The 23,008-nt window shown below is 63.9% G+C and carries 23 protein-coding genes and 1 pseudogene; 8 read left to right on the top strand and 16 right to left on the bottom strand.

Annotation, left to right across the window (positions count from 1 at the left end; translation table 11 throughout):
* The first annotated feature begins 85 nt into the window (after window positions 1-85).
* Window positions 86-2,467, top strand: coding sequence for a TonB-dependent receptor (locus QFZ94_RS11310; RefSeq protein WP_429456895.1), 2,382 nt, complete (start codon window positions 86-88; stop codon window positions 2,465-2,467).
* 213 nt (window positions 2,468-2,680) lie between these two features.
* Here QFZ94_RS11310 and QFZ94_RS11305 read toward each other — a convergent pair whose 3' ends face one another.
* The 4 genes and pseudogenes from QFZ94_RS11305 to QFZ94_RS11290 all read right to left on the bottom strand — a co-directional run bounded on the left by QFZ94_RS11305 (window position 2,681) and on the right by QFZ94_RS11290 (window position 5,642).
* Entirely contained in the window at window positions 2,681-3,181 is a 501-nt protein-coding gene (locus QFZ94_RS11305) for a lysozyme inhibitor LprI family protein (RefSeq protein ID WP_429456893.1), read from the bottom strand.
* The gene (locus QFZ94_RS11300; RefSeq protein WP_368581972.1) at window positions 3,165-3,728 is read right to left on the bottom strand and encodes a lysozyme; all 564 of its coding nucleotides are present in this window, start codon (window positions 3,726-3,728) and stop codon (window positions 3,165-3,167) included. Before QFZ94_RS11300 ends, QFZ94_RS11305 begins: the two co-directional genes overlap by 17 nt.
* Window positions 3,729-3,767: 39 nt before the next feature.
* A pseudogene (locus QFZ94_RS11295) lies at window positions 3,768-4,194 on the bottom strand (hypothetical protein).
* Between the two features lie 320 nt (window positions 4,195-4,514).
* Window positions 4,515-5,642: a beta-propeller fold lactonase family protein gene (locus QFZ94_RS11290; RefSeq protein WP_429456891.1), complete on the bottom strand. Its 1,128-nt coding sequence runs from the start codon at window positions 5,640-5,642 to the stop codon at window positions 4,515-4,517.
* A gap of 182 nt (window positions 5,643-5,824) precedes the next feature.
* Between QFZ94_RS11290 and QFZ94_RS11285 the strand changes: the two genes are divergently transcribed.
* The 5 genes from QFZ94_RS11285 (at window position 5,825) to gph (ending at window position 9,516) form a co-directional block, all read left to right on the top strand.
* A complete protein-coding gene (locus tag QFZ94_RS11285; RefSeq protein WP_429456889.1) occupies window positions 5,825-6,613 on the top strand; it encodes an energy transducer TonB in 789 nt (262 codons plus the stop codon).
* Between the two features lie 59 nt (window positions 6,614-6,672).
* Window positions 6,673-7,443 (top strand): MotA/TolQ/ExbB proton channel family protein, encoded by a 771-nt coding sequence (locus QFZ94_RS11280; protein ID WP_368581976.1) that lies wholly within the window; start codon window positions 6,673-6,675, stop codon window positions 7,441-7,443.
* Window positions 7,434-7,856 (top strand): ExbD/TolR family protein, encoded by a 423-nt coding sequence (locus QFZ94_RS11275; RefSeq protein ID WP_429456887.1) that lies wholly within the window; start codon window positions 7,434-7,436, stop codon window positions 7,854-7,856. The genes QFZ94_RS11280 and QFZ94_RS11275 overlap by 10 nt, the downstream gene beginning before the upstream one ends.
* 149 nt (window positions 7,857-8,005) lie before the next feature.
* Window positions 8,006-8,833: an HAD family hydrolase gene (locus QFZ94_RS11270; RefSeq protein ID WP_429456885.1), complete on the top strand. Its 828-nt coding sequence runs from the start codon at window positions 8,006-8,008 to the stop codon at window positions 8,831-8,833.
* Window positions 8,824-9,516, top strand: coding sequence for a phosphoglycolate phosphatase (gene gph / locus QFZ94_RS11265; protein ID WP_429456883.1), 693 nt, complete (start codon window positions 8,824-8,826; stop codon window positions 9,514-9,516). Before QFZ94_RS11270 ends, gph begins: the two co-directional genes overlap by 10 nt.
* Before the next feature lie 9 nt (window positions 9,517-9,525).
* On the opposite strand, the gene QFZ94_RS11260 is transcribed toward gph, so the two are convergent.
* The 9 genes from QFZ94_RS11260 to QFZ94_RS11220 all read right to left on the bottom strand — a co-directional run bounded on the left by QFZ94_RS11260 (window position 9,526) and on the right by QFZ94_RS11220 (window position 19,460).
* Window positions 9,526-10,200, bottom strand: coding sequence for an ankyrin repeat domain-containing protein (locus QFZ94_RS11260; RefSeq protein ID WP_410842445.1), 675 nt, complete (start codon window positions 10,198-10,200; stop codon window positions 9,526-9,528).
* A 15-nt stretch (window positions 10,201-10,215) separates the two neighbouring features.
* Window positions 10,216-10,836 (bottom strand): c-type cytochrome, encoded by a 621-nt coding sequence (locus QFZ94_RS11255; RefSeq protein ID WP_429456881.1) that lies wholly within the window; start codon window positions 10,834-10,836, stop codon window positions 10,216-10,218.
* Window positions 10,833-12,566, bottom strand: a complete 1,734-nt coding sequence (locus QFZ94_RS11250; protein WP_429456879.1) for a pyrroloquinoline quinone-dependent dehydrogenase — start codon at window positions 12,564-12,566, stop codon at window positions 10,833-10,835. The genes QFZ94_RS11255 and QFZ94_RS11250 overlap by 4 nt, the downstream gene beginning before the upstream one ends.
* A gap of 338 nt (window positions 12,567-12,904) precedes the next feature.
* Window positions 12,905-13,735 carry an amidohydrolase family protein gene (locus tag QFZ94_RS11245; RefSeq protein ID WP_429456877.1) on the bottom strand — a complete coding sequence of 277 codons (831 nt, stop codon included), beginning with the start codon at window positions 13,733-13,735 and terminating at the stop codon, window positions 12,905-12,907.
* A gap of 36 nt (window positions 13,736-13,771) precedes the next feature.
* Window positions 13,772-14,644 carry a VOC family protein gene (locus tag QFZ94_RS11240; RefSeq protein ID WP_429456875.1) on the bottom strand — a complete coding sequence of 291 codons (873 nt, stop codon included), beginning with the start codon at window positions 14,642-14,644 and terminating at the stop codon, window positions 13,772-13,774.
* 87 nt (window positions 14,645-14,731) lie between these two features.
* On the bottom strand, window positions 14,732-15,160 hold the full coding sequence (locus tag QFZ94_RS11235; protein ID WP_368581984.1) for an RT0821/Lpp0805 family surface protein: 429 nt from the start codon (window positions 15,158-15,160) through the stop codon (window positions 14,732-14,734).
* Window positions 15,161-15,178: 18 nt separating this feature from the next.
* Window positions 15,179-16,930 (bottom strand): SulP family inorganic anion transporter, encoded by a 1,752-nt coding sequence (locus tag QFZ94_RS11230; RefSeq protein WP_368581985.1) that lies wholly within the window; start codon window positions 16,928-16,930, stop codon window positions 15,179-15,181.
* Between the two features lie 82 nt (window positions 16,931-17,012).
* The gene (locus QFZ94_RS11225; protein WP_368581986.1) at window positions 17,013-17,972 is read right to left on the bottom strand and encodes a DUF2950 domain-containing protein; all 960 of its coding nucleotides are present in this window, start codon (window positions 17,970-17,972) and stop codon (window positions 17,013-17,015) included.
* A 9-nt stretch (window positions 17,973-17,981) separates the two neighbouring features.
* Window positions 17,982-19,460, bottom strand: a complete 1,479-nt coding sequence (locus tag QFZ94_RS11220) for a DUF3300 domain-containing protein (protein WP_429456873.1) — start codon at window positions 19,458-19,460, stop codon at window positions 17,982-17,984.
* Window positions 19,461-19,808: 348 nt separating this feature from the next.
* Here QFZ94_RS11220 and QFZ94_RS11215 point away from each other — a divergent pair, with 348 nt between their 5' ends.
* On the top strand, window positions 19,809-20,282 hold the full coding sequence (locus tag QFZ94_RS11215) for a glycine zipper family protein (RefSeq protein WP_429456871.1): 474 nt from the start codon (window positions 19,809-19,811) through the stop codon (window positions 20,280-20,282).
* Window positions 20,283-20,300: 18 nt separating this feature from the next.
* The gene (locus tag QFZ94_RS11210) at window positions 20,301-20,888 is read left to right on the top strand and encodes a hypothetical protein (protein WP_429456869.1); all 588 of its coding nucleotides are present in this window, start codon (window positions 20,301-20,303) and stop codon (window positions 20,886-20,888) included.
* Between the two features lie 15 nt (window positions 20,889-20,903).
* Here QFZ94_RS11210 and QFZ94_RS11205 read toward each other — a convergent pair whose 3' ends face one another.
* Genes QFZ94_RS11205 through fabI form a run of 3 tightly spaced genes read right to left on the bottom strand, consistent with a single transcriptional unit; the run spans window position 20,904 to window position 23,000 of the window.
* Window positions 20,904-21,920: a hypothetical protein gene (locus QFZ94_RS11205; protein ID WP_429456867.1), complete on the bottom strand. Its 1,017-nt coding sequence runs from the start codon at window positions 21,918-21,920 to the stop codon at window positions 20,904-20,906.
* 19 nt (window positions 21,921-21,939) lie between these two features.
* The gene (locus QFZ94_RS11200; RefSeq protein WP_176107432.1) at window positions 21,940-22,197 is read right to left on the bottom strand and encodes an RNA-binding protein; all 258 of its coding nucleotides are present in this window, start codon (window positions 22,195-22,197) and stop codon (window positions 21,940-21,942) included.
* 20 nt (window positions 22,198-22,217) lie between these two features.
* Window positions 22,218-23,000: an enoyl-ACP reductase FabI gene (fabI, locus tag QFZ94_RS11195; protein WP_368581991.1), complete on the bottom strand. Its 783-nt coding sequence runs from the start codon at window positions 22,998-23,000 to the stop codon at window positions 22,218-22,220.
* Window positions 23,001-23,008 lie beyond the last annotated feature (8 nt).

Here is a 23,008-nt window from a genome sequence, read left to right as displayed (position 1 = left end):
CTTACAGACGCGTATGCGAAGCTTTACACCAACGTCGAACAACGCGCGACACGCGCACATAACAAGCCGGCAGGAGACAACAACGATGAGCATGCGATCTCAAGCACGCCGCAAACGCCGGCTTCAGCGGCGCGCCGGCATCACGTTCTGCGTCGGCGGAGCGCTCGCCGGTTTGTCCACGAGTGTATGGGCGCAAGCGCAAGCCGAGCCGCCGGTCGCGGCGTCGGCGCCGGCTTCGGCGTCTTCCGCTGCCCCTTCCAAGGTGCCCGACGACAACGCCAACAACAACACGACGCCCGCCACGACCCTCGCGCCGATCGTCGTCGTGGGCACCACGCCATTGCTCGGCATCGGCACGCCGCTTACGCAGGTGCCGGCCAACGTGCAGACCGTACACGCGGCCGATATTCAACGGCAGGGACGCCAGACGCTCACCGATTTCCTCGCGGCGAATCTGCCTAGCGTCACGATCTCCGACGCGCAGGGCAATCCGTATCAGATGAACCTGTTCTATCGCGGCTTCACCGCATCGCCGCTGCTGGGCACGCCGCAGGGCTTGTCGGTATTCGTCGACGGCGTGCGCGTGAACGAGCCGTTCGGCGACGTCGTGAACTGGGACCTGATACCGCAACAGGCGATCGACACGATGCAGCTGATCCCCGGCTCCAATCCGACCTTCGGCTTCAACACGCTCGGCGGCGCGCTAGCGATCACGACGAAAAACGGCAAGGACAATCCGGTCGGCGAAGCCGAAATACAGGGCGGCTCGTGGGGACGTAAGGCCGCGCAGATCGAACAGGGCGGCACGATCGGTCAAAACCTCGACTACTACTTCACCGCCAACGCCGCGAACGATAACGGCTGGGCCGAGCAGAACGAAAGCCGCATCCGTCAGGCGTTCGGCAAGCTGCGCTATACCGACGCTGACACCACGCTGTCGTTGTCGGCCGGTGGCGCGGACAACGATCTGCACGGCGTGCAAACCCTTCCGCGCTCGTTCCTCAACAACCCGAAGCAACCGTATACGTATCCCGACCGGAATCAGAATAGCGTCGGCTACCTGACGCTGTCGGGCGATCATTACTTCAACGACAACGTCGAGCTGAGCGGCAACGCGTACTACCGGCACTTTCGCAATGCCAACACCAGCAGTAACGTCAACGAGAACTTCGGCGAGATCGGGGACGACGGCGCTGTCGATACGTTGCAGGCGACCAACCTGCAATCGACCGTGACGACCGACAGCTACGGTGCGAGCTTGCAACTGACGCTGCTCGGCAAACTCGGCGGCATGAAGAACCAGTTCATCGCGGGCATGGCCGTCGATGCCGCCAATTCGCACTTCACGCAGGCGTCGCAGGACGCGATGTTCACCGATTCGCGCGCGACGGTCGGCATCGGCAATTTCGAACCGCAGACCAACGCGAACACGCACAACACGAACTACGGCATCTACCTGACGGACACGCTGTCGCTGACGCCGCAGTGGTCGCTGACGCTGTCGGGCCGCTACAACTGGGCCGATGCGACGATCGGCGACGAATCCGGCACGCAGCCGCAGCTCAACGGCCACCATACGTTCTCGCGCTTCAATCCGGCGGTCGGCATCAATTGGAATCCGACGCCGGCCTTCACCGCCTATGCGACCTACAACGAGGGCATGCGCTCGCCGACCGCGATCGAGCTGGCCTGCGCCGATCCGAACGCGCCATGTTCTCTGCCGAACGACTTCGTCTCCGATCCGCCGTTGCAGCCGGTCATTTCGAAGACCTATGAAGTCGGGGCGCGCGGCAGGATCGGCGGCAACACGACATGGAGCGCCGCCGCTTACAGCACGACGCTCGACAACGACATCCAGTTCATCAGCAGCAACGGCGCGGGCAGTTCGCAGGGCTTCTTTCAGAACGTCGGGCGCACGCGCCGGCAAGGGGTCGAACTGGCCGGGCAGACGAAATACGGACCGCTCACCGTGACCGGCAGCTATAGCTACGTCAACGCGACCTATCAGTCGACATGGGTCGAAAGCAGCCGCAGCAATTCGAGCGCCGACGCGAACGGCAACATCACCGTGCATCCGGGCGACCACATCCCGAGCATTCCGGCGACGACCGTCAAACTGCGGCTCGATTACGCGGCCACCTCGAAATGGCGAATCGGCACGAACCTCACGTGGCGCGGCAGCATCTACGCGCATGGCGACGAAAACAACCAGGATGTGAACGGCAAGATCTCGGGCTATCTGCTGATCGATATGGACACCTCGTATCAGGTGACGAAACAGTTGCAGGTGTTCGCATCGGTGTCGAACCTGCTCGATAAGCGCTATGCGAGCTTCGGCGCGCTGGGGGCGAACTTCTTTACTGGGCCGGGGAATACGTTTAACGGCGCTAATCCGGTCAACGAGCAGTTCGTCGGGCCGGGGGCGCCGAGGGGGTTTTGGGTGGGGATGAGATATGGGTGGAAGTAGTGGTGACTGGCGTGGTGCGAAGGGGTGGCTTCGGTCTTGCGGTCGCTTGACGGTTCTGCACGAGCGCAATGCCGGCAAAGCGGCGCGGACCAGTCGTCTTCGCTATAAAGCAACCAGGTCGCCTGCGACATAATGAAAAGCAGAAAAAACATACTAGTGTCGCGCATCATCGATTCCCATTTCAAATAGCTTCGCCGAAACGGAACTGCTTTTTTAGTGAACACTCCAATCCTTCAGCAATTTAGCTAACTCGTTTGCGCGCGTTTGCGTAATGTCAGTCATACATCCCCAAAAATATATATCGCGCTCTGCCGCCTCGCCCATCATATATGTTTCTGCATAACATTGACTGTCACGAAACTTCGCCCACGAAACTTGCGCCGAAATGAAATATGGCATCGCCAATGGTTTCTCATCATAGGTTTTTAAAAAAATATCGCCCTGCTCAAATCGCGCCGTAACGACTTTAAGCTTCTCATCCAGCCGCACCTTTGCACGCTCAAATTCCCGGTGTTGGCATTGAGCTAAATCATCATTCGTCGCGTGCTCTCCGCTCTTGCACAAACGATCAATTTCCTTTTCCGAGTGGCCGGAGAAATAGGTCGCCGATGATTGGATCTGCCTGTAGTCGAACTCCCCCGAATAAACGGTGGCCGCTATCGAGAAGATCGGCCAGAATGCAATCGCCGCGATAAGTTTAGTGTGATGAGTCATAGATCCCTGCCTCGAACATTTCTGCCTCACGGTGACGACGCCTGAGCAAGCCCTTAACTAAGCGACCCTGATGGTCATGGCTGTAAGTTCTCATCTTGTCGCCAACCTTGTCATAATCACCAGTGTTCACGAAATCGAGGAGGTTGGCGCCATGACCTTGTAGATTGTATATAAAACACACTAGGGCGTCGTACTCGTACTGGTGCAAAGGGACCTTGATCGCGCTATTGACAATGCGTTCGGCCTTTTCGACATCAGCGCGGAGCATTTTATCGGCATCGGCCTCCGCAATTCCATGCAAAAATGGCTTCTCAGATATTGCTCCTGATATCGGCCCCATATGAACAAGGTGTCCATAACCGATAGTCGCATTGCCTTTTCCGCTTCCATCCTTGTCATATATGACCGCACTGAATTTCTCCCAGCCCTTCAGAAATTCAATACCCCCGGCCGATAACTTCCATGGCTTGCAGTAGCGTGTCACATAGACATTCACGTTTGAATTAGCGTTTGTATTGGTCACGCATTCGTGCAGCGGATAAGTCATTTTTACCCCGTTTTATGAGTTACCTTGATAGACAAATTGTTACGCTGACTGGCGATGTCCAAGATAGATTCGCACCGCTTGCGCGCCGTCTGTCTTGTGCCGCTGTGTACGTCCCGCGTGATCGGTAACCCCATGCTTCAACTCGCCCGAGGGAAATCGGACCGTATAGAGAGTATCGGAAAGCGCGCGCCCGTTCGGGTCCCGAAGCGTGAACTGTTCATCGAAACGCTTCTTTGATCGTTCGCGACAATTGCACGCCCATGCAACGCCCAGTGCTTCGGCCATGGCATAACCGGTTTTCAGCTTACGAACTCTCTCAAACGGAAAGAACTCCCCGGTTTCCATGTTCAAGGCCTGGGCGGACGGCATCGGCGGGAACTTGGAATAAATAGAAAAAGATAATGCTGCAAACTCCGCATTCTTCCTCGGCATTCGTCCCACTGCTTTGCTGCATCTGTTGATCCACTGTACTCCTCATGAGTTCTCTAGCGTTGCTACGAGAATTAACCATCGAAACGGACCGCGGTCAACGGTTTTAATTCGGGATAAGCCCGCTTTTACAAGAATTGACGCTATTGGTTTCGGATAACTCATTTCTGTTGCATATTTCTGCTGGTGCGAAATCGGGATTAGGCTAGGCGGAGACTTGCATCCCCGAGCTATTGAGCATGCTCGAACACACATAAAAAAGGCCGCCCTTGTCAGGCGGCCTTTTTGTGCTTCTTCTCGTACAGCGGTACAAGACGGGGAAAAGCTAACACCAACTCAGCAAAGCCAGCATGTCACTCAATGCGATTCGATCGACCCATCGCTATGCGGATACGTGACGATGCCCCACGCGAGCGGCAGTTCACCGATCTGCTTGAGCGGCTGATAGCTCTTCGCGTCGAGCACGTACACCGCGTCGGAGCGCCCACACGCGACCATCAGCTTCGAGCCGTCCGGCGTGAAGCTGAAATGCCAGCAGCGCTGGCCGACCGGCACATCGGCGACATGTTCGAAGGTGTGGCCGTCGAACACCTGCACGACCTTGTCGCGCGCGGCGGCCACGAAAAGCCGCTCACCGTTCGGTCCGAACGCGACGCCATAGGGACCAAGCTTCGTATCGACCGTCTTGACTACCTCGAATGTGTGCGCGTCGATCACGACGAGCTTGCTGAGCGACTCCAGCGTGACCACATAGTGCTTGCCATCGGGCGACAACCGGATGCCGCGCGGCCGGCCGCCCGCCGCGAGCTTCACGGTTCTGATCGGCGCGCCGGTTCGTGCGTGATAGATCGACACGGTATCGTCGCCTTCGTTGGTGACCAGCATCATCTGACCGTCGCGCGAGAATTCGATGCCTTCGGTTTCGTGGCCGCTCGTGACCGAGCGGATCACCTGCCAGTTCTTCATATCGATGATCGCGATTTCAGCGGGCGGCTTGTTCGCGTCGTCGTCGTCCGCGCCGGGTTTGCCGCCCGCGTTCGCTTCGGGCTTGTTGTCCCCTTTCGCATCGGGTTTGCCTTCCGGTTTGGCTCCCGGCGGCCCGCCGTCCTCGCCGGGCTCGTAGGTCACGTACGCGTAGCCGTTGCGCACCCGCACATATTCAGGGTTTTTGCCGATCTTCACGCGCTTGACGACCTTGCCGGTAGCGGTGTCGATCACCGCGAGATCGTTGGTGTTCTTGTTGGCGACCAACAGACGCGTGCCGTCGGCGTTCAGGCTCAGCCCGCGCGGGCCGTCCGCGCCGACCGGAAAGGTCTGCGCAAGCGTCATCTGGTCGAGATCGATCACGCCGACGCCGGCCTTCTCGCTCGTCACGTAGGCGAGCGGCGCGGCCGCGGCATGCGCGGCGCTCGCGGCCAGCACGAGCGCGCAAGCCAGCGCGAGGAAACGGCGTGGCGGTCGGGGGGAAATCCGTGTCTCCAGCATCGTTGTACTCCGGGTTGATATGGCAGCGCCGCGATGGTTCGCGTCATCGTTTCAAGGTAGCCCACCGGGTGATTGTTTGACAACGCGGACCGGCGGGAGATTTTCCCGAATTGCTTCGCGCCTGCCGTCGCGGGTTTGAAAAGCGGGGTCCGCGGAGGACAATGACCGCGGAGGTGACGATGATGCTGCAAGTTGCCGTGGTGCACCCAGCAAGCTCTGCGAATCTCGCGGCCGGCTACCGTCGCGCGGCAATCGTGCTGGGCGCCGTGATCGTCGCGCATCTGCTGCTGCTCGTCATCGCGTTGAGCGCACGCAAGCCGATCGTCGAGCGTCCGGTCGAGCCACGCACGATCACCGCGTTGCTGCTGAGCCCCGAGCCTCCCGCTCCGGTTGTTTCATCACCCGCGCCGCCCCCGCCCGCCGCTGTCGTCCCCCCGGCGCCCACGCCGCCCGTCATGCATCCCGCCGTGCACGCCAAACCAGCGCCGCAGCCGCGCGCGCAGGTGCCGCGCAGTGTGGAAAAGCCTGTGCCGGCACCGTCTCCGACACGCGAAAGCACCACGCAGCCCGTCACGCAAACCGCCGCGCCATCGGCGGCACCGCAGGCCGCCGTGCCCACCACGCCAACGGCCGCCGCGCCGTCGACCGCATCCGCTCCCGCCGCTCATCCGGCGGCGCCCGCGTCGACCGAGCCGCGCAACGTGTCGCATGTCGACTGCTCGATTCCGAAGCCCGACTATCCCGATGTCGCGAAGCGACGCGGCGAGCATGGCACGGCGATCGTGCGCTTCGTCGTCGGGCTGACTGGGCATATCGAAACGGCGCAGCTGCAAACCAGCAGCGGCTCCACCCGGCTCGACGACGCGGCGCTCGCGGCCGTGCATGCGGGCGCCTGCCAGCCGTACACCGAAAACGGCACGCCGGTGCGCGCCGCGTACTCGCAGTCGTTCGTATTCGGACTGACCGAGTGACCGACCCGGCGTAACCGAACCGCCAGACAGACCACCGACACCAACCGAAGGAACTCGCCATGCAACATTACGGACTCGCAAACGTATGGGATTCGGGTGATTTCGTCACGCGCGGCATTCTGTGCGTGCTCGTGATCATGTCGGTGCTGTCGTGGACGGTGATCATCGTGAAGCTGTGGCAGGTGGTCCGCCTCAGGCGCGTGACCAGCCAGAGCGACGCGCGCTTCTGGAGCGCGGACCGCTTCGACGACGGGCTGCACGCGCTCGGCTATCCGGATTCGCACGCGCACGACAACCCGCTGCTCGCGCTCGCGCTGGCGGGCCATGAAGCGGCGACGCATCATCGGCAGACGCAGCAGCAGTTGCACGACCGCATCGACGTGTCGGACTGGATCACCCGGCGTCTGCAGGACACGATGGACGAAACGATCGCACGTCTGCAAAGCGGCCTCGCGATCCTTGCTTCGATCGGCAGCACCGCGCCTTTCGTCGGGCTGTTCGGCACCGTATGGGGCATCTACCATGCGCTGATCGTGATCGGCGAGACCGGTCAGACGTCGATCGATCATGTTGCCGGCCCGGTCGGCGAGTCGCTGATCATGACCGCGTTCGGGCTCTTCGTCGCGATACCGGCCGTGCTCGGCTACAACGGCCTGACGCGCGCGAACCGCTCGATCGTCGCGCGCCTGAAGCGTTTCGCGCACGGCTTGCATGCGTACTTCGTGACCGGTGCGCAATTGCCGTCGAGCGCCGGGCCGCAGATGCGCGTGGTGCCGCGCGGCACCAACGCGACGAACGCAACCCGCGACGGAGACCTCGAATGGCAATGAGCCCTTTCTCCGACGACGACGATCAAGGTCTGATGAACGAGATCAACATGACGCCGCTCGTCGATGTAATGCTGGTCCTGCTGATCATTTTTCTCGTCACCATTCCGGCGCTGCAGCACGCGGTCAGGATCGATCTGCCGCATGCGAGCAGCCAGCCGGAAGCGGTCAAGCCCGCGCATGTGGACGTCGCGGTGCAAGCGGACGGCACGGTTCTGTGGGACGGTCAGCCCGTGACCGACGACGGCCTGCGCGCGCGCATCGCCCAGGCCGCCGTCGCGACGCCGCAGCCGGAGCTGCATTTGCGCGCGGATCGCAAGGTGCCGTACGAGCGGGTAGCGGTCGTGATGTCGGCGGCGCAAAGCGGCGGGTTGACGAAGCTCGGCTTCGTGACCGATCCGCAGTTGGGCAAATGACCTGTTGCTGCGCGCATGTTGCGGCGTGCTTGCCGGCACATAATGCAACGCTTATCGACGGCGAAAGAATCTCTGAATTTGAATCGGCGGATGGCTCGGCTATCGTGGTGCGTGTCTGAACGGCACCCCACCCTCGCGAGGACCGCACGATGCAAGCCCTTATCTTCGACGTCGACGGCACGCTCGCCGACACCGAGACCGCTCATCTGCACGCGTTCAACGCCGCGTTTGCGGAAGCCGGCCTCGACTGGTTCTGGGACGAAGCGCTCTATTCTGGCCTGCTGAAAGTGGCGGGCGGCAAGGAGCGTCTGCTGCATTACTGGCGCACGGTCGAGTGCGAGGAAGCCGCTGGCCCGCTAGCGAGAGAGGCCGTCGACGCGCTGCACGCACTGAAGACGCGCCACTACACCGAGCGCATGCGCGAGCGCGGCCTGCCGCTGCGCCCCGGCATCGCGCGTCTGATCGACGAGGCGAACGAGGCCGGCCTGCGCGTGGCGATCGCGACGACCACGACGCCCGCCAACCTCGACGCGCTATTGCACGCGCATTTCGGCGCCACCTGGCGCCATCGCTTCGCGGCCATTGGCGACGCCGGCACCACGCCGGCGAAAAAGCCCGCCCCCGACGTCTATCGACACGTGCTCGACCAGCTCGGCTTGCAGCCCGCGGCCTGCCTCGCCTTCGAGGACTCGCGCAATGGTCTGCTGGCGGCGCGCGCCGCGCGCGTGCCGGTCGTCGTCACGCCGAGCACTTTTACCGCGCACGAGGACTTCGATGGCGCGCTGGCCGTGCTGCCTCATCTCGGCGATCCGCATGCGCCGATCGTTCCGATGGTGCGCGGCGAATGGCATCGCTGGGTGGATCTGGCGACACTGCGCCGCTGGCATGAAGACGCCACGCGGCGTCCCGATTCGGCCGCGCGCGGCGCACTGAACGCGGACCAGGCGAACGCGAGCGCGAGCGCGTCATGGCGATGAACCGCGGCTACCACGCCGTCCTGATCGATCTGGACGGCACGATGGTCGACACCGCGCCGGACATCGTCGCGGCCGCCGGACGAATGCTGAAGGACTTCGGCGCCACGCCGCTGCCGTACGACATGGTGACCGGCTTCATCGGCAACGGCGTGCGCAAGCTCGTGCAACGCTCGCTGAACGCGGCGGGCCTCGGTCAGCAAGTCGAACTGGAGCATGCGCAGCACATATTCGAGCGGCACTACGCGGTGACCAGCGCGGAGCTGGGCCGGGTTTATCCCGGCGTGATGGCCGGGCTGCACGCGTTGCGGCAGCACGGGTACCGCTGCGCGTGCGTGACCAACAAGCCGCAGGCGCTGGCGGCGGCGCTGCTCGACAAAACGGGGCTCGCCGCTCATCTGGACGGGCTGGTCGCGGGCGACACCGTCGCGAGCATGAAGCCGTCGCCCGAACCGCTTTGGCACGCGTGCCGGCTGCTCGACGTCGAGCCCGAACGTTGCGTGCTGGTCGGCGATTCATCGGTCGATGTCGCGGCGGCGCGCGCGGCCGGTCTGCCGGTCTTTATCGTCAGCTACGGCTATGGCAGCGCGAGCGGCGCCGACATGCCGCGCTGCGACGCGCTGATCGATTCGTTCGAGGCATTGCCGGCGATCCTGGCGCAAGCGCGGCCGGCATTGCGCGCGTGATTCCAGCCGCTAACTCGCCGACAACAACCCCGCGACCCGCGCCGACTTCGTCTGCACCGCGATATCTTTCGCCGTCATCCCCCGGTTGTCCTTCAACGACTGGTTCGCGCCACGCGCGAGCAACAGCTGGGCGGTCTCCGCGCGATCGTAGCCGGCCGCCCACATCAGCGCGGTCAGATCGTTCTTGTAGGTCCGGTTCACGTCGACGCCGGCATCGAGCAATTGACCCACGACCTTCGTTTGCCCCTCGCCCGCCGCGTATTCCATCGCGGTCTTGCCGACGCGATCGGTCGCGAGCGGATCGGCGCCATGCGCGAGCAGCAGCGCGACGATCTCGTCGAAGCCGCCGTAGGCGGCGGCCATCAGCGGCGTATCGCCGGGCGCGTTCGCGTGCTGCACGTTCGCGCCGCGTTCGATCAGCGTGCGCGCCATCGCCGTATCGCCCTTCTTGCACGCGGTGACGAGCGCGGTATCGCCGATCCGGTTCATCGCATCGACCGACGCGCCGCGCTGCAGCGCCGCGACGACCGACTGCTGATCGTCGTCCTTCGCGGCCGCGAGCAGTTGGCGGTTGATTTCCCCCTGGTCCTGCGCGAGCGCCGGCATGCAAGCGCCGGACGCGGCGGCGAATGCGGCGGCGAGCAGAACGGCGACCACAAGTGGCCGATTGAACATATCAGTCATGGTGTCTCCCCCGTGCTACTGCAGATTGTTGATATAGGCGGCCAGATGATGGATGTCGTCGTCGGTCAGATTACGCGTCACGCTCGTCATGTTGCCCGCATCGTTGGTGCGCGTGTGCGAGCGGAAGTCCTGCAACTGCTTGACGATGTACTGATAATGCTGGCCCGCGACGCGCGGAATCTCGTTCTGCCCGGAGAAGCCGCCCAGGTGGCACATCGTGCACAACACCTCGGCGGCCTTCTTGCTGCCCGCTTCGATGCTCGCGCCATCCGATTTGAACGGCACCGATATGGGCTTCTGCGCGGCAAAGTAGTCGGCGAGGTCCTGCATGTCCTCTGCCGACAGGTTCGCCGCCATCGGCGACATGCGCGGATCGCTGCGCCGTCCCTGCTTGAAGTCCTTCAGTTCCAGATATATATAGCGCGCGGTTTGGCCGGCCAGAATCGGATAGTCCGGATTGGTCGAATTGCCCATCGGCCCATGACAGGCCACGCACACCTGCGCTTTCGCCTTGCCCGCCTCGGCGTCGGCGCGCGCGCGCGACGGCAGCCACGCGGCGATCAATCCGCCGCACAGCAGCGCGATCCATGCAGCGCGCGCCCCACCCGGCGCTCCCCGCGGCGCCGGCCCCCTCATGGCACCGCGAACACGATGACGCTATTGCCGCGCTTGTAGTCGAGCTGCGTATTGCCGCCCGCCGCGACCGCCACGTATTGCTTGCCGTCGAGCGTGTACGACACGGCCGGTGCGTTGACGCCCGCGCCGCACTGGAACTCCCATAGCTTCTTGCCGTTCGCGGCATCGAACGCGCGGAACAGGCCGTTGCCCTCGCCGTTGAACACGAGACCGCCCGCCGTCGCGAGCACGCCGCCGATCAGCGGCTGGTCGGTCTTGTAGTCCCACGCGATCTTGCCGGTGTCGACGTTGACGGCCGACAGCTTGCCCCATTGCGCCTCGGACGGGATCACCTTGAACGCGCCGCCGAGCCACAGCTTGCTGCCGCCCGGATAGGCGGCGTCCTCGACCTGGTACGTCATCGGCTGATGCAGGTTGGCCGCGTAGACGAGACGCGTCTGCGGATCGAAGGCGATCGGCGACCATTCGACGCCGCCGTTCGCGCCCGGCAACATGCGCGCGCCGGACGCGGTCGGCAGGGTCCACATGTTTTCCTGCGGAATCATCGCCTGCGAGAAGCGGATCAGACGGCCGGTCGCACGATCATGCACGTACACGTGACCGGTCTTGCCCGCATGCACGATGCCGGGGACCATCTTGCCGTCGTTGTCGCGCACGTCGATCAGCACCGGCGGGCTCACCGCGTCGAGGTCCCAGACGTCGTGCGGCACGTACTGGTAGTGCCATTTGTACTTGCCGGTGTCGAGATCGATCGCGACGAGCGAGTCCGTATAGAGGTTGTCTCCCGGCCGGATCGCGCCGTACAGGTCCGGCGACGGATTGCCGACCATGAAGTACACCGTGTTCGTTTTCCGGTCGATCGCCGGCGTCATCCACACGCCGCCGCCGAGCGTCTTGTAGAAGTCGCCGCCCTTGTCGGCCAGCTGCTTCTTCTCTGCGTCGATGTCGCGCTTCTCGTCGCGGCCGGTCGCGTCTTTGGTCGCCCACACGCCTTCCTGGCCGGTTTCGGGAATCGTGTAGAAAGTCCACAGCAACTGGCCGGAATTCGCGTCGTACGCCTTCACGAAGCCGCGAATGCCGTACTCGCCGCCGTTCGTGCCAATCAGCACCTTGCCGTCGACGACCGCCGGCGCCATCGTTTCCGAGTAGCCCTGGTCGGGATCGGCGATCTGGGTTTGCCACAGCACGTTGCCGGTTTTGGCGTCGAGCGCGACGAGCTTGGAGTCGAGCGTGCCCATATAGAGCCGGTCACCCGAAATCGCGACGCCACGGTTGTTGGGCCCGCAACAGAACGTCGTGACCGGACCCATCTTGTGCTTGTAATGCCAATACTCCTTGCCCGTCTTCGCATCGATCGCGTACACGTGATTGAACGACGTGGTCAGGAACATTACGCCGTCCTTCACGATCGGCGCCGTTTCCATCGATTCGTTGACGGCCGTCTGGAAGATGAACACCGGTTTGAGCTTCGCGACGTTCGTCCTGTTGATCTGCGAGCCCGGGTAATAGCGGGTCTGCGCATACGAGCCGTTCGAATGCAGCCAGACCGCCGTCATGCTGCCGGCGCGATCGAGCTGATCCTGGGTGACGGGCTGAAGCGTCGAGGGCACCGGCGCGGCGGTGGTGGTCGTGCTGTTCTGTACTTCGTCGGCGGCATGAGCCGCGGGCAAGCCGAACGCGATGGCGAGCAGTGGCAGGCCGACAATTCCCTGAATACGGTTGAATGGCATGAGCGTCTCCTAGCTTTTTATATCCCTATGAATTGCAGCGCAGGAGCGCGACATGGATCCACGCGGACGACAGCGTGAAAGAACACGATGGCGCAACCCTCGCAGACAACGAAAGCGTACGGCTTCGAATCGTTGTTTAGCTTTGTCAGGACGGGTCGGCTTCGCAGAGGGGAGAAGTGATGCACGGGTCCGCGGCAAACCGGCTCGATTAAGGGTAGGCGATGTGTTGTGGATTTTCTAGAGTAAAGCGTTAAGGAGTAGCAAGCGATTGACGCGCACCGTTGTCGCCAGTCACTGTCGCGCTGGTCATCGTTTTCACCTACGTTGCGGCGAGTGGACTACGCGTCGAAACCGAACAGCCGGCGTGGCGTTTCCCACTGGATCTGCCGCCGCAGTTTCGCGTCGGGCACGAGCGTCTCGAACATCGTCAGCAGCGGACCGTAGTCGAGCCGTTCCGGCGCGCGTAGAAACGGCCAGTCCGAACCCCACACGCAGTGCTCCGGCCCGAACGCGCGCAACAGCGCCTGAGCGTACGGCCAGATGTCCTCGTAGGGATGCGGGGCGCGCGAATACTTCTGCCAGCCCGACAGCTTCACGCTGGCCCGGCCGCTGTCCGCGAGCCGCAGCAGCGCGTCGAAGCCGGCCTGCGCAATGCCCTCCGCGACGTTCGGGCGCCCGCAGTGATCGACGACGATCGCGGCCGGCTGCCGCGCGAGCCAGGGGCCGAGCGCCGTCATCTGGTCGCCCGCGACCTGGATCTGCGCGACCATGCCGAGGTCGGCCAGCATGCCGAATAGCGCGCCCGCTTCGAGCACCAGGTCGATGCCCTCCATCGCCGGATTGAACGCGACGCCGACCACCCCTGCCCGCCGTAACGCGGCGAGCTCTCCGCGGCCTATGCCGTTATCGACCACCGCAATACCGCGCAAACGTGCGTCGTATGTTTCGAGCGCATCGAGCAGGCAGCGGTTGTCGGTGCGATAGCCGCTCGTCGGGCCGACCAGCAGCGCGTGGCGCACGCCATACGCATCCATTACGCGCACGAACTGCGCGGCGGTGCCGACCTCCTGCTGCGCTGGCCGGTAAGCGGTGTCGTCGCGATACGGAAAGCGCATCGGATCGAACACGTGGCAATGGCAGTCGATCTTCTCTTCGTCGAACACGCTCATGAGTTTTTCCACTGAATAGACCGCTCATGGAGCTGATCAGAACCGCCCGTCGCGCCAATCGGCCCCTTGCAGATAGTTCCGGTTGGTCTGTTCCGGATTGCGGTTTACCAGAGGTCGCGCGTAAAGCGGGTGATGCAGGCTGCGCACTTCGTGCTCGAGCCTGAAGCAACGCTCTCCGGACGCCAGATCGACGAGGTCGGCAAACCGGTATTGATGCGGCTCCTCTCCATATACGAGGCCTTTTTCGGCGAGCCTTCTGAACGGCTCCGAAAAAGCCGCCGTGTAAATGGCGATGTGGTGTCCGTCGTATTCAGGAACGGGCCCGGTCGTTTCCGCATACAGCAGTTGCTGATGCGTGCCGATGTCGATGATCGCGCGGTGCAAGCCATGCTTCTCTTCGATGTCGACGGGCGCATCGAACATATCGCGGTAAAAGCGCGCGATAGGCAACGCGCTGCCGACCGGCACATCCATCTTCACGAACGCGATGCCCAGATCGATTTGCGACCACGGAGCCGACGCGGATCGATTGACGGGATCGAGGCACTCGTAGCGGTTGCCCCATGGACACGTCACTTCGACACTGCCCGCGCGCTCCGTCCAGCCGAACCCGGTGCCGGCGAGCAGCGGCTCGACCGAACGCAAACGCTTCACCAGCGCGTCGAGTTCGCCCACCACGAGTCCGACACTGCCGCGCAAACGTTGCGCCGCCCCGTGCGGCAAGTGAATCTGCGAGCGGCCGATGTTGATCCACATATTCTCGACCCCGGTCATCACGAACGGATCGCGCGTGAGCCCGAGGCCGGTGACGTAGAAGGCGGTCGCGAGAATCTGGTTGGGGATTTTCAGGTTGACGTGTTCGAGCAGGATCAGATCGCCGGTATCGTCGTTAGCGTAAGAGTGTTCCATGTGTCTGCCTTGTGCATGAGCCGCGAAACGCTGGGCAAATTATGCATCAACAGCGCAAATGGTTCGTATCGAGCGACGCGCAGATGCTTATCTCTTCAGTACCTTCCATGGCCCATCGCCGGTCTTGCAGACGATCGGCGTCCAGGTTTGCGTCTGTCCTTTCGCAATCGCGGTCAGCGTCGCGGTCCGGCAGGTTCGATCGCCGTCCTTCGTCGTATCCTGCGGCGTCACCGTGCCCTTGATCGAAACGGAATTGCCGGTGCCCGCATTGCTCCACTCGTACGATTCGCCATCCTTTTTCGTATCGAGCGCCTTTTGCGCCGCATCGTTGAGCGCTTTACGGTCGGCTTCGTGCATGTAGGTGACGGGCGTGTCCTTCAGAAAGTTCAGGTTCGCTGCATGGCACAAGACGGGGCTGGCGAGCAGCGCCGCCGCCGTCAGCCACTGCGTGATCGTGAGGCTGTGGACGGCGTCGTGTGCGAGCGCGCACGCGCCGGGAAGCAATTGACGTGACATTTGGTTTTCTCCTCGAAATCATCCGCGACCCGCTTCGTCCGCGAAATCGCCGTTTTGCTGGAATGCGTCGACGAGGTCGGCCACCGAGCCGCGCCGGCTGATGTGGCCGACACGAACCTCGAGCCCCTCCGCGCGCAACAAGTCGCGCACGTCCGCGTGAGCGCCGACGATCTTCATCTCCGTGCCCGCCGCCTGCAGCGCGACGTGCATCGCCTTGAGCATGCGCGCGCCCGCCAGATCGACGACCGGTGACGCCGACAGATCGCAGATCACGAGCCGCACCGGCTCGGGCGCGGCGCGGATCATGCGCCAGATCGTCTCGCGCACGTGCTCGACGTTGAAGTAGAGCAGCGACGCCTCGACCCGCACCGCCAGCACATGCGCAATCGTCTCGTTTTCGGCATGACGTTCGAGATCGGAGAAATAGCGCGTGCCGGGAATACGCCCGAGCATCGCGACATGCGGATGCGCGGCGCGGCGGATGATCAGCAGCATCGACACCAGCACCGCGACGATCACGCCCTTCAGGATGCCCAACAGCAGCACCGCCGCGAACGCCACCATCGAAATCGCGAATTCGAAGCGGCTCACGCGCCACATATGACGCAATTCGCGGACATCGACGAGGCCTTTCACGGCCACGAGCACGATCGCCGCCAGCACGACGTTGGGCAGATTCGCGAGCAGTCCGGTGAGGAACATCAGACAGAAGCCGATCGCCAGCGACGCGAAGACCAGCGCCAGCGGGCTTTTCGCGCCGGCCTTGTCGTTCACCGACGATTGCGACAGCCCGCCCGCGACCGGAAACGCCTGGAACAATCCCGCCGCCAGATTGGCCGCGCCGAGACCGAGCAATTCCTGGCGGGCGTCGATCTCGTCGCCATGTGCCTGCGCGAGCGCGCGCGCGGCCGAAACGCTCTCGACGTAGGCGAGCAACAGGCACGCAAACGAGAGCGGGATGATGCCGTCGACATCGCTGATCCGCAGCCCCGGCAGACGGAATTCAGGCAAGCCCTGAGGGAGCGCGCCAACCAGCGTAAAGCCGCGGCTGCCCAGCGACGTGACGGACAACGCGACGATCGACGCAGCGACCACGGCGAGCGCCACCGGACGCCCCGGCAGAAACTTCTCGCCGAGCAGCAGCAACGCGATGCAAACGAGGCCGAAGGCGAACACGCTGACGTTGGTCAGCGGAAGCTGCCCCCACAGCACGGCGATCCGTTCGAAGAAAAATTCGCCGCCGCCTTTTACGCCGAACAGCTTCGGCAACTGGGTCATCGCGATCGTCAGCGCGGCGCCCGCCTTGAAGCCGAGCAGGATCGTCTCGCTGATGAAGCTGACGAGCGAACTCAGGCGCAGGAGCCAGCCGATCACGCACATGCACGCGATCAGCACCGACGTGAGCGCCGCGATCGACGCCCAGCGCGCCGGATCGCCGTCGGCCATCGTCGCGACCGTCACGCCGACCAGCATCGAGATCGCCGAGGTCGGGCCGACCGCGAGCTGGCGCGACGAACCGAACAGCGCGTAACAAAGGCCGCCGACCAGATAGCCGTAGATGCCGTATTGCGGCGGCAAGCCGGCGAGCGACGCATACGCGAGCGATACCGGAATGCCATAAGCCGCGAGCGTCACGCCGGCGACCGCGTCTTTCGCGAGCCAGCGCGGCTGATAGCTTCGCAGCCATTGCGCGGGAGGAAACGCGGAGCGCCACCCGCGCGCGGGTGGCGTGGCTGACGCGAGGCCGGTGACGCTGGGTGGGTGGTTCAACGTAGCGCCTCGAGTACGGAAGCGGAGCCGACGGAAGCACGGGTGCGCGGCGCCGGCATGGCCACCGCCGACCCTGAGCGGATCAGAGCGAACCCTTGACGCGCTGCCACGTGTGATCCGGGTTGAATTCGGTCACCGGCGGCGCATGCGGGCCACGGTCCTTCTGGTAGATCACGCCATTGTTGCTGACCACGAAGGTCATCACGCCGCTCTTGCCGTACTGCGCCGGATAAGCGACCATCGCGAACCCCGCGATCATGTGGCCGTTGATCACGTAGCTGAACGCGCCGCCCGGCGCGTTCTTGCCCTGCCGCGTCAGGATGTGGAACTGGTAGCCCCGGTAAGGATCGCCCGCCGCGTGGCCTTTCAGGTATTCGGAGCTGGCCGCGACGAGCGGGCCGAACGGACTCTCCTCTTCGTCGCTGTTTTCGTCGGTATGCCAGTAGAGACCGTCCTGCTTGCCCGGCGTGCTGGCCAGCTTCTGCGCGTATTCGTGCAGGCCGTCGTGGTTCCGGTCGCGCGACGCATATTGGCGCTGCGCGTCGAGATAAGCCTCCAGCACCCTGATCGCTTCGAGTTCGTTGGAGCCGATCCGTCGATTGATCAGTTCTTCTTCGCCCTCTTCGGTCGCGAAGCGCCAGCTGCCGCCCTCCTTGACGATCGGTATCGGCATCGGCCACGCCTCGTCGCCGACCAGCAGAATCCGCCGGTTCGGTCCCCTGTCGTCGAGCACGTGATAGGCGTCGAGCTCCTTGCTCGCCTTGGCCCAGTTCGCCTCGTTCTCTGCCTGATCCGGCGAGACCACGAGGCTCTTGTGCGTTTCGCCGAAGATCGCGACGAGCGACGCTTCGTCGTCGGTCTTCAGTGCGCTGGACAGCGCGGCGACTGCGTCTTCCGGGGTGGCGAAAGTGCGCTGCCCTGCGGCGAACGCCGCGAACGGAACCGACAGCGCGAGCACCATCGCGCACAGCCGCCGCGATGAGGCCACGCGTCGCCGCGAAACGTCGCGTGCGCGCTTTCCGGTGATGCTCTGCCCGCTCATGGCTGCTCCTTATCGCCGTCCGCCGCCGCGGCCGCCACCACCGGCCCGCGGCGAGAATCCGCCACCACCACGCCCGCCGCCCGAAAATCCGCCGCCGCCACCGCCGCCGAATCCACCGCCACCGGCGTATCCGCCTCCGCCGCCACGCGCCGCCGACTGGCGGCTCGCCGCGCCGCGCGCGCTATTGGCTTGCGCGTCGCGCGCCGAGCCGTAGCCGCTGAACGCATCGCCGCCGCGTGCGCCCGTCGACGCGGTCGGACGCTGGGACGGCTGCGGCCGCCCTTGCGCGCCAGCGCCGCCACCGGAGAAGTTGGCTCCGGCACCGCCGCCAGCACCGGCACCGCCGCCGGCAAAGTTCGCACCGGCAACGCCGCCCGCTCCACCGCGGTTGCCGCCTGCCAATCCACCGCCCGCGCCAGCACCCGCGCCGCCGCCGCGCGACGGCGGATCGCCGACCCGCTGCGTGCGCGCCGAGCGATCCGAGATACCGCTGACCTGGCCCGGCTTCTTGTCCGGGGTCCACGCGGAGGTACCGCCTCCCTGCCCGCGACCACCGCCGCGGTTGATGTCGCCGGTGTTGACATTGCCGCTGTTGATATTGCCGCGCTCGACGTTCCTGTCGCCCCGGTTAACAGTTCTATCGCCGCGCTCGACGTTTCTTTCGCGGTTGATGTTGATGTTGTTGTTGCCGCCGCCCCCGTAATGCGTTTCATAGTGCCCGCCGTTCCAGGCGGCGGTAATCGCCGCGCCCCAGATCAGCCCCGTCGCGAGCGCGGCGCCGGGCGCGTACGGATAGTAGTAGGCCGGATATGGCGTGGGCGCATACGCGTAGGTCACGGGTGCACTGGCCACCACGACGGTCTGCGGGTTGTACTGCGGCACGTAGATCACCTGCGGATCGGCCGGCTGGATCTTGATCACTTCCTTCTCGACGACCACGACCTGCTTGTCGTCGGATTTCAGATGCCCCGCCGATTGCGTTTGCCGCCGGAAGCGCTGAATCGCTTCGAGCACCGAGCCCTGATCGGCGACGACGGCTTCGCCGAGATCGATCGTCCAGTCGAGATCGGTGCTCATGTTCTTGACGATGTCGGGGTAATTCAACAGCGCCTTCACCGGATCGTGCCACGCGTCGTTGAGTTTCAGCGACTTGTTGTTCTTGTACTGATCGAGAAACCGGTCGGCCTGCACGATTTCCACCGGATAGGTGGACGCAGGCAGGATGATCGCGATCAGGTCGTCCGGATACAGCGCGATCGGCCCGACGAGCTTGTCGAGCGTCGCCGCGGGAATGGGCGCGTTGACCGCGTTCGCCGGGGCGTTCGCGGCCGGCGCCTGCGCCAGCGATACCGTAGCGGAGAACGCGCCGCAGCACGCCAGAAGCGCGGCGCCCAGCACATGGCTGACGCGTCGCGCGCGCCTCGGCTCTTCGTCGAGCGCCGTTGCAAACGGGATGGTGCGTGCATGCGCACGCGAATCGCGGTCCATCGATGCTTCCCCTTGCGCTTCGTCAGCGGCCTCGGGCTGCATCGCTACGCGGCAGTCCACGGCCATAATCTTTGACAGACAGTTCTCCGAAGCAATGGAAACGACCTGCACCTGTTGCATGAATACAGTTTGGAAATCACAAGCGATCTTGCAAATACGACCTTGGTCCGATTGCGCGCGACAGGCCCGCGACAGCATGATGAAAGCGAACCTGCCATTGCTGCGCATCCATCGCGCGGCAACCGGTCCCATCAGAATTCCCATTCACGGGTGCCGGTTGCGCCCTCACGCCTGAACCAACAGGCAGCCGGCGACTCGCACCCGCGTGTGCCCACGCAAGGAGCTGTCGTGAACAAATCGACGAAATATGCCTTGATTGCCACATTGACGGCGTCGCTATCGCTGGAAGGCATCGCGCAATCGAGGCCGATAGCGTATCCGGCCAGAGGGCAAAGCCCGCAGCAACAACAGCAGGACGAAGGGGCCTGCTATGGGTGGGCAAAGAACAACACCGGCATCGATCCGACCCAGGTCGCCAACGCCCCGCCTCCGCCTTCCGGCCCCGCGGTGGGAGGCGGCGAGCGCGTGCAGGGCGCCGCGCGCGGCGCGGCCGGCGGCGCCATCATCGGCGCGATCGCGGGCGATGCCGGCAAGGGCGCGGCGATCGGCGCCGCGACCGGCACGATGGTCGGCGGATCGCGCGCGCGGCAGAACCGGCGCGCGGCCGCGGCAAATTCGCAGGCGCAAACGCAGGGCGCGATGGACACGTTCAATCGCGCTTTCGCCGCATGCATGTCGGGCCGGGGTTACACCGTCAATTGATCACGCTAGGGGAACAGAATGATTAACCGCAAACTGATGATCGCGGCGGCGCTCGTGTGCGTCGCGAATACGGGGTTCGCTCAGACGGAGACACCGGTCACGGTCAAGAGCGAGCCCGGCAGAGTCACCGTGTCGGGCACGGTCAAAACCACTTCGACGGTCGTCGGCATCGAGCCGGAAACGCGCACCGTCCTGCTCAAGGACCCGAAGGGCAAGGTCGTGCAGGTCGTGGTCGGCGAGGAAGCGCGCAATTTCGATCAGATCAAGGTCGGCGACGTGGTCAAGGCCGAGTATTCGCAGGCACTGACCCTCATGCTGAAAAAAGGCAACGCCCCGCTGACGGCGAACGAAACCCAGACGCTCGATCGCGCACCGGCGGGCGCGAAACCCGGCGGCTCGGCCTCGCGCCAGGTCACGATCATGGCTAACGTGATCGCGGTCGATCGCCAGAGCGGCGTGGTCACGCTGAAAGGCCCGCAAGGAAACATGGTGGATCTGGTCGTGCAGGACCCTGAACAGCTGAAGCGGATCAAGAAAGGCGACCAGATGCAGGCGGTCTATACCGAGGCCGTGGCCATCGCCGTGGAACCGGTCGCCGGCAAATAGCGAGCATCGCTCGCGTCAGATCAGGCGGTGCGCTTGCGCGAGGTCGCTGAGGGGCGGCGAAAAATCAGCGCGTCGGAAACGCACCGTCGAGAACACCCGCATCGCATTGGGACTTGCCGGCAGATGCGCAAGGCGAAACTCGATTTCGTGCGCGGGCCGCGTATCGCCGTCTTCCACGACGACGTTCATCCGGTCGAGCCGGTATTTGCTCTTGCGCACGTAGAAATGCGCATCCGGCGCCTGCAGTACGCCGCACATCACGTCGAGATGCCGCTCCAGCGCCTCGGTCTTCAGGCCCAACTCAGCCAGCGCCTGATCGTTCTCTTCGATCTGTGCCTGTAGCTTCGCCACCTCCGCGTAGTTCGACGACGCGTCGCTGCCCAGCAACGAGCGCACGCCCGCCCCTTGCCGTTCGAGAATCGTCAGACGCGTTTTCAGCAGCGCCTTTTCGCGTTGCAATTCGTCCTGCCGCGAGGTCTCGGCCTCGATCTTGGCGAGGCCCTCGAGCACGAGCTGATCGACGATCCGCAACACGATTTCACGCCGCAACGCGGCTTCGGACTCGCCGCATACGCGCACCTGGTGATCGCTGAAGTTGAGGGTCGTCTGCGCGAGGTCGGTCTGAGTCGTCTCGCCTTGCTGGCCGACGCCGAAAACGCGCCGCTCATCGAAGGCCATGCCGAGCACCGCGAATACCGGGTCGGCAACGGGATGGTCGTTGAAGAACTGATTCAGCTCGTGGGAGCGGTTGAAGACCGGGCAGACGTCGTCGGGTGTGGCGAAAAAGGCGTGGATGTACGGGTCGGTCGCCCACGCCGCCGCGCTCGCTTCGCGCGCGGGCGGCACTTCATCGGCGAGCCGGTCCAGATAGGCGAGCGTGTGTTGCGCGGCGGGCCGCAGGCGCGACGCATAGTTGCGCGCGAGCCGCAACGACGGAGAGAGCCCGACGATCCGCTCGATGATTTCGTTCGCCTGCTGATCGTCGCTCTCCTGGGCAGCGCTGCGCTTCGTCAGCCACGACAACAGACCCATCTCCGGCTCCCGTCGCCCGTTACGACTCGTCGCGCTCCGGCAGCAACTGCGCGACGATCGTGTGGTTCTTCCAGAACAGGTTATGCACGCGGCTTTGCAATATGCGCAGCCCGTCCGTGGGCACGTCGTCGAAGACGACCACCGCACCCGGACGCGAACCCGTGCCGGGCACCCGCTGGATCGAGCTGAAGCGCGGGAATCCGTAGCGAATCAGGAACTCGCCGATCTCTTCGTCGGAGACGCTTTCCTCGACGTTTCCAAGAAACAGTTCAGCCATGATGCTTACTCCTCCAGACCCTAAGCAACGATGTTCAATCCGCCGTCGATATACAAGGTGGAACCGGACACGCGCCGCGCATACGGTGTGGCCAGAAACGCACAGGTATAGCCGACGTCCATGATGTCGACCAGTTCGCCGAGCGGCGCGCGCTGCACCGCTTCGTTGAGCAGCAGCTCGAAATCCTTCAGGCCCGAAGCGGCGCGAGTCTGCAGCGGTCCGGGAGAAATCGCGTGCACGCGGATACCTCTCGGTCCGAGCTCGAACGCCAGATAGCGCGCGCAGGCTTCGAGCGCCGCTTTGACCGGGCCCATCAGGTTGTAGTTCGGCACCACCTTGTTCGCGCCGTAGTAGCTCATCGTCAGCATGGTGCCGCCGTCTTTCATCAGCGGCGCGGCGAGGCGCGCCATCCGCACGAACGAATGGCAGGAGATGTCGATCGCGCTCAGGAAGCCCTCGCGCGACGATTGCAGCAAGCCGCCCTGCAGATCCGCTTTGGGCGCCCATGCAACGGCGTGAACGAGAATGTCGAGCTCCCCCCATGTTTTCTCGATCCGCTCGAATACGGCCTCCATTTCGTTCTCGCCCGTTACGTCGAGCGGCATGAAGATCTCGGCATCGAGCGCTTTGGCGATCGGTTCCACATAAGGGCGCGCCTTGTCGTTCGCATAGGTGAGCGCGACGCTCGCGCCGAGGTCGCGAAACGCCTTCGCGCATCCATAGGCAATCGAATGCTCGTTGGCGACGCCGGTCACGAGGGCCTTCGCTCCTTCGAGAATCAAACGCGGTTGCTCGACAGACATGATGAAAC

This window comes from Paraburkholderia sp. JPY465 (assembly GCF_050436725.1).
In the GTDB taxonomy this organism is placed as follows: Bacteria; Pseudomonadota; Gammaproteobacteria; order Burkholderiales; family Burkholderiaceae; genus Paraburkholderia; species Paraburkholderia youngii.
This window is presented reverse-complemented; position numbering and strand designations above follow the sequence as displayed.

Coding starts and splice junctions, on each gene's coding strand:
- QFZ94_RS11240 (WP_429456875.1), bottom strand. CDS start 14,644: ATGGAACACTCTTACGCTAACGACGATACCGGCGATCTGATCCTGCTC.
- QFZ94_RS11290 (WP_429456891.1), bottom strand. CDS start 5,642: ATGCTGGAGACACGGATTTCCCCCCGACCGCCACGCCGTTTCCTCGCG.
- QFZ94_RS11205 (WP_429456867.1), bottom strand. CDS start 21,920: ATGGGTCTGTTGTCGTGGCTGACGAAGCGCAGCGCTGCCCAGGAGAGC.
- QFZ94_RS11310 (WP_429456895.1), top strand. CDS start 86: ATGAGCATGCGATCTCAAGCACGCCGCAAACGCCGGCTTCAGCGGCGC.
- QFZ94_RS11235 (WP_368581984.1), bottom strand. CDS start 15,160: ATGTCACGTCAATTGCTTCCCGGCGCGTGCGCGCTCGCACACGACGCC.
- QFZ94_RS11225 (WP_368581986.1), bottom strand. CDS start 17,972: ATGAGCGGGCAGAGCATCACCGGAAAGCGCGCACGCGACGTTTCGCGG.
- QFZ94_RS11250 (WP_429456879.1), bottom strand. CDS start 12,566: ATGCCATTCAACCGTATTCAGGGAATTGTCGGCCTGCCACTGCTCGCC.
- QFZ94_RS11220 (WP_429456873.1), bottom strand. CDS start 19,460: ATGGACCGCGATTCGCGTGCGCATGCACGCACCATCCCGTTTGCAACG.
- gph (WP_429456883.1), top strand. CDS start 8,824: ATGGCGATGAACCGCGGCTACCACGCCGTCCTGATCGATCTGGACGGC.
- QFZ94_RS11245 (WP_429456877.1), bottom strand. CDS start 13,735: ATGAGCGTGTTCGACGAAGAGAAGATCGACTGCCATTGCCACGTGTTC.
- QFZ94_RS11285 (WP_429456889.1), top strand. CDS start 5,825: ATGCTGCAAGTTGCCGTGGTGCACCCAGCAAGCTCTGCGAATCTCGCG.
- QFZ94_RS11270 (WP_429456885.1), top strand. CDS start 8,006: ATGCAAGCCCTTATCTTCGACGTCGACGGCACGCTCGCCGACACCGAG.
- QFZ94_RS11305 (WP_429456893.1), bottom strand. CDS start 3,181: ATGACTCATCACACTAAACTTATCGCGGCGATTGCATTCTGGCCGATC.
- fabI (WP_368581991.1), bottom strand. CDS start 23,000: ATGTCTGTCGAGCAACCGCGTTTGATTCTCGAAGGAGCGAAGGCCCTC.
- QFZ94_RS11260 (WP_410842445.1), bottom strand. CDS start 10,200: ATGACTGATATGTTCAATCGGCCACTTGTGGTCGCCGTTCTGCTCGCC.
- QFZ94_RS11210 (WP_429456869.1), top strand. CDS start 20,301: ATGATTAACCGCAAACTGATGATCGCGGCGGCGCTCGTGTGCGTCGCG.
- QFZ94_RS11200 (WP_176107432.1), bottom strand. CDS start 22,197: ATGGCTGAACTGTTTCTTGGAAACGTCGAGGAAAGCGTCTCCGACGAA.
- QFZ94_RS11280 (WP_368581976.1), top strand. CDS start 6,673: ATGCAACATTACGGACTCGCAAACGTATGGGATTCGGGTGATTTCGTC.
- QFZ94_RS11275 (WP_429456887.1), top strand. CDS start 7,434: ATGGCAATGAGCCCTTTCTCCGACGACGACGATCAAGGTCTGATGAAC.
- QFZ94_RS11300 (WP_368581972.1), bottom strand. CDS start 3,728: ATGACTTATCCGCTGCACGAATGCGTGACCAATACAAACGCTAATTCA.
- QFZ94_RS11255 (WP_429456881.1), bottom strand. CDS start 10,836: ATGAGGGGGCCGGCGCCGCGGGGAGCGCCGGGTGGGGCGCGCGCTGCA.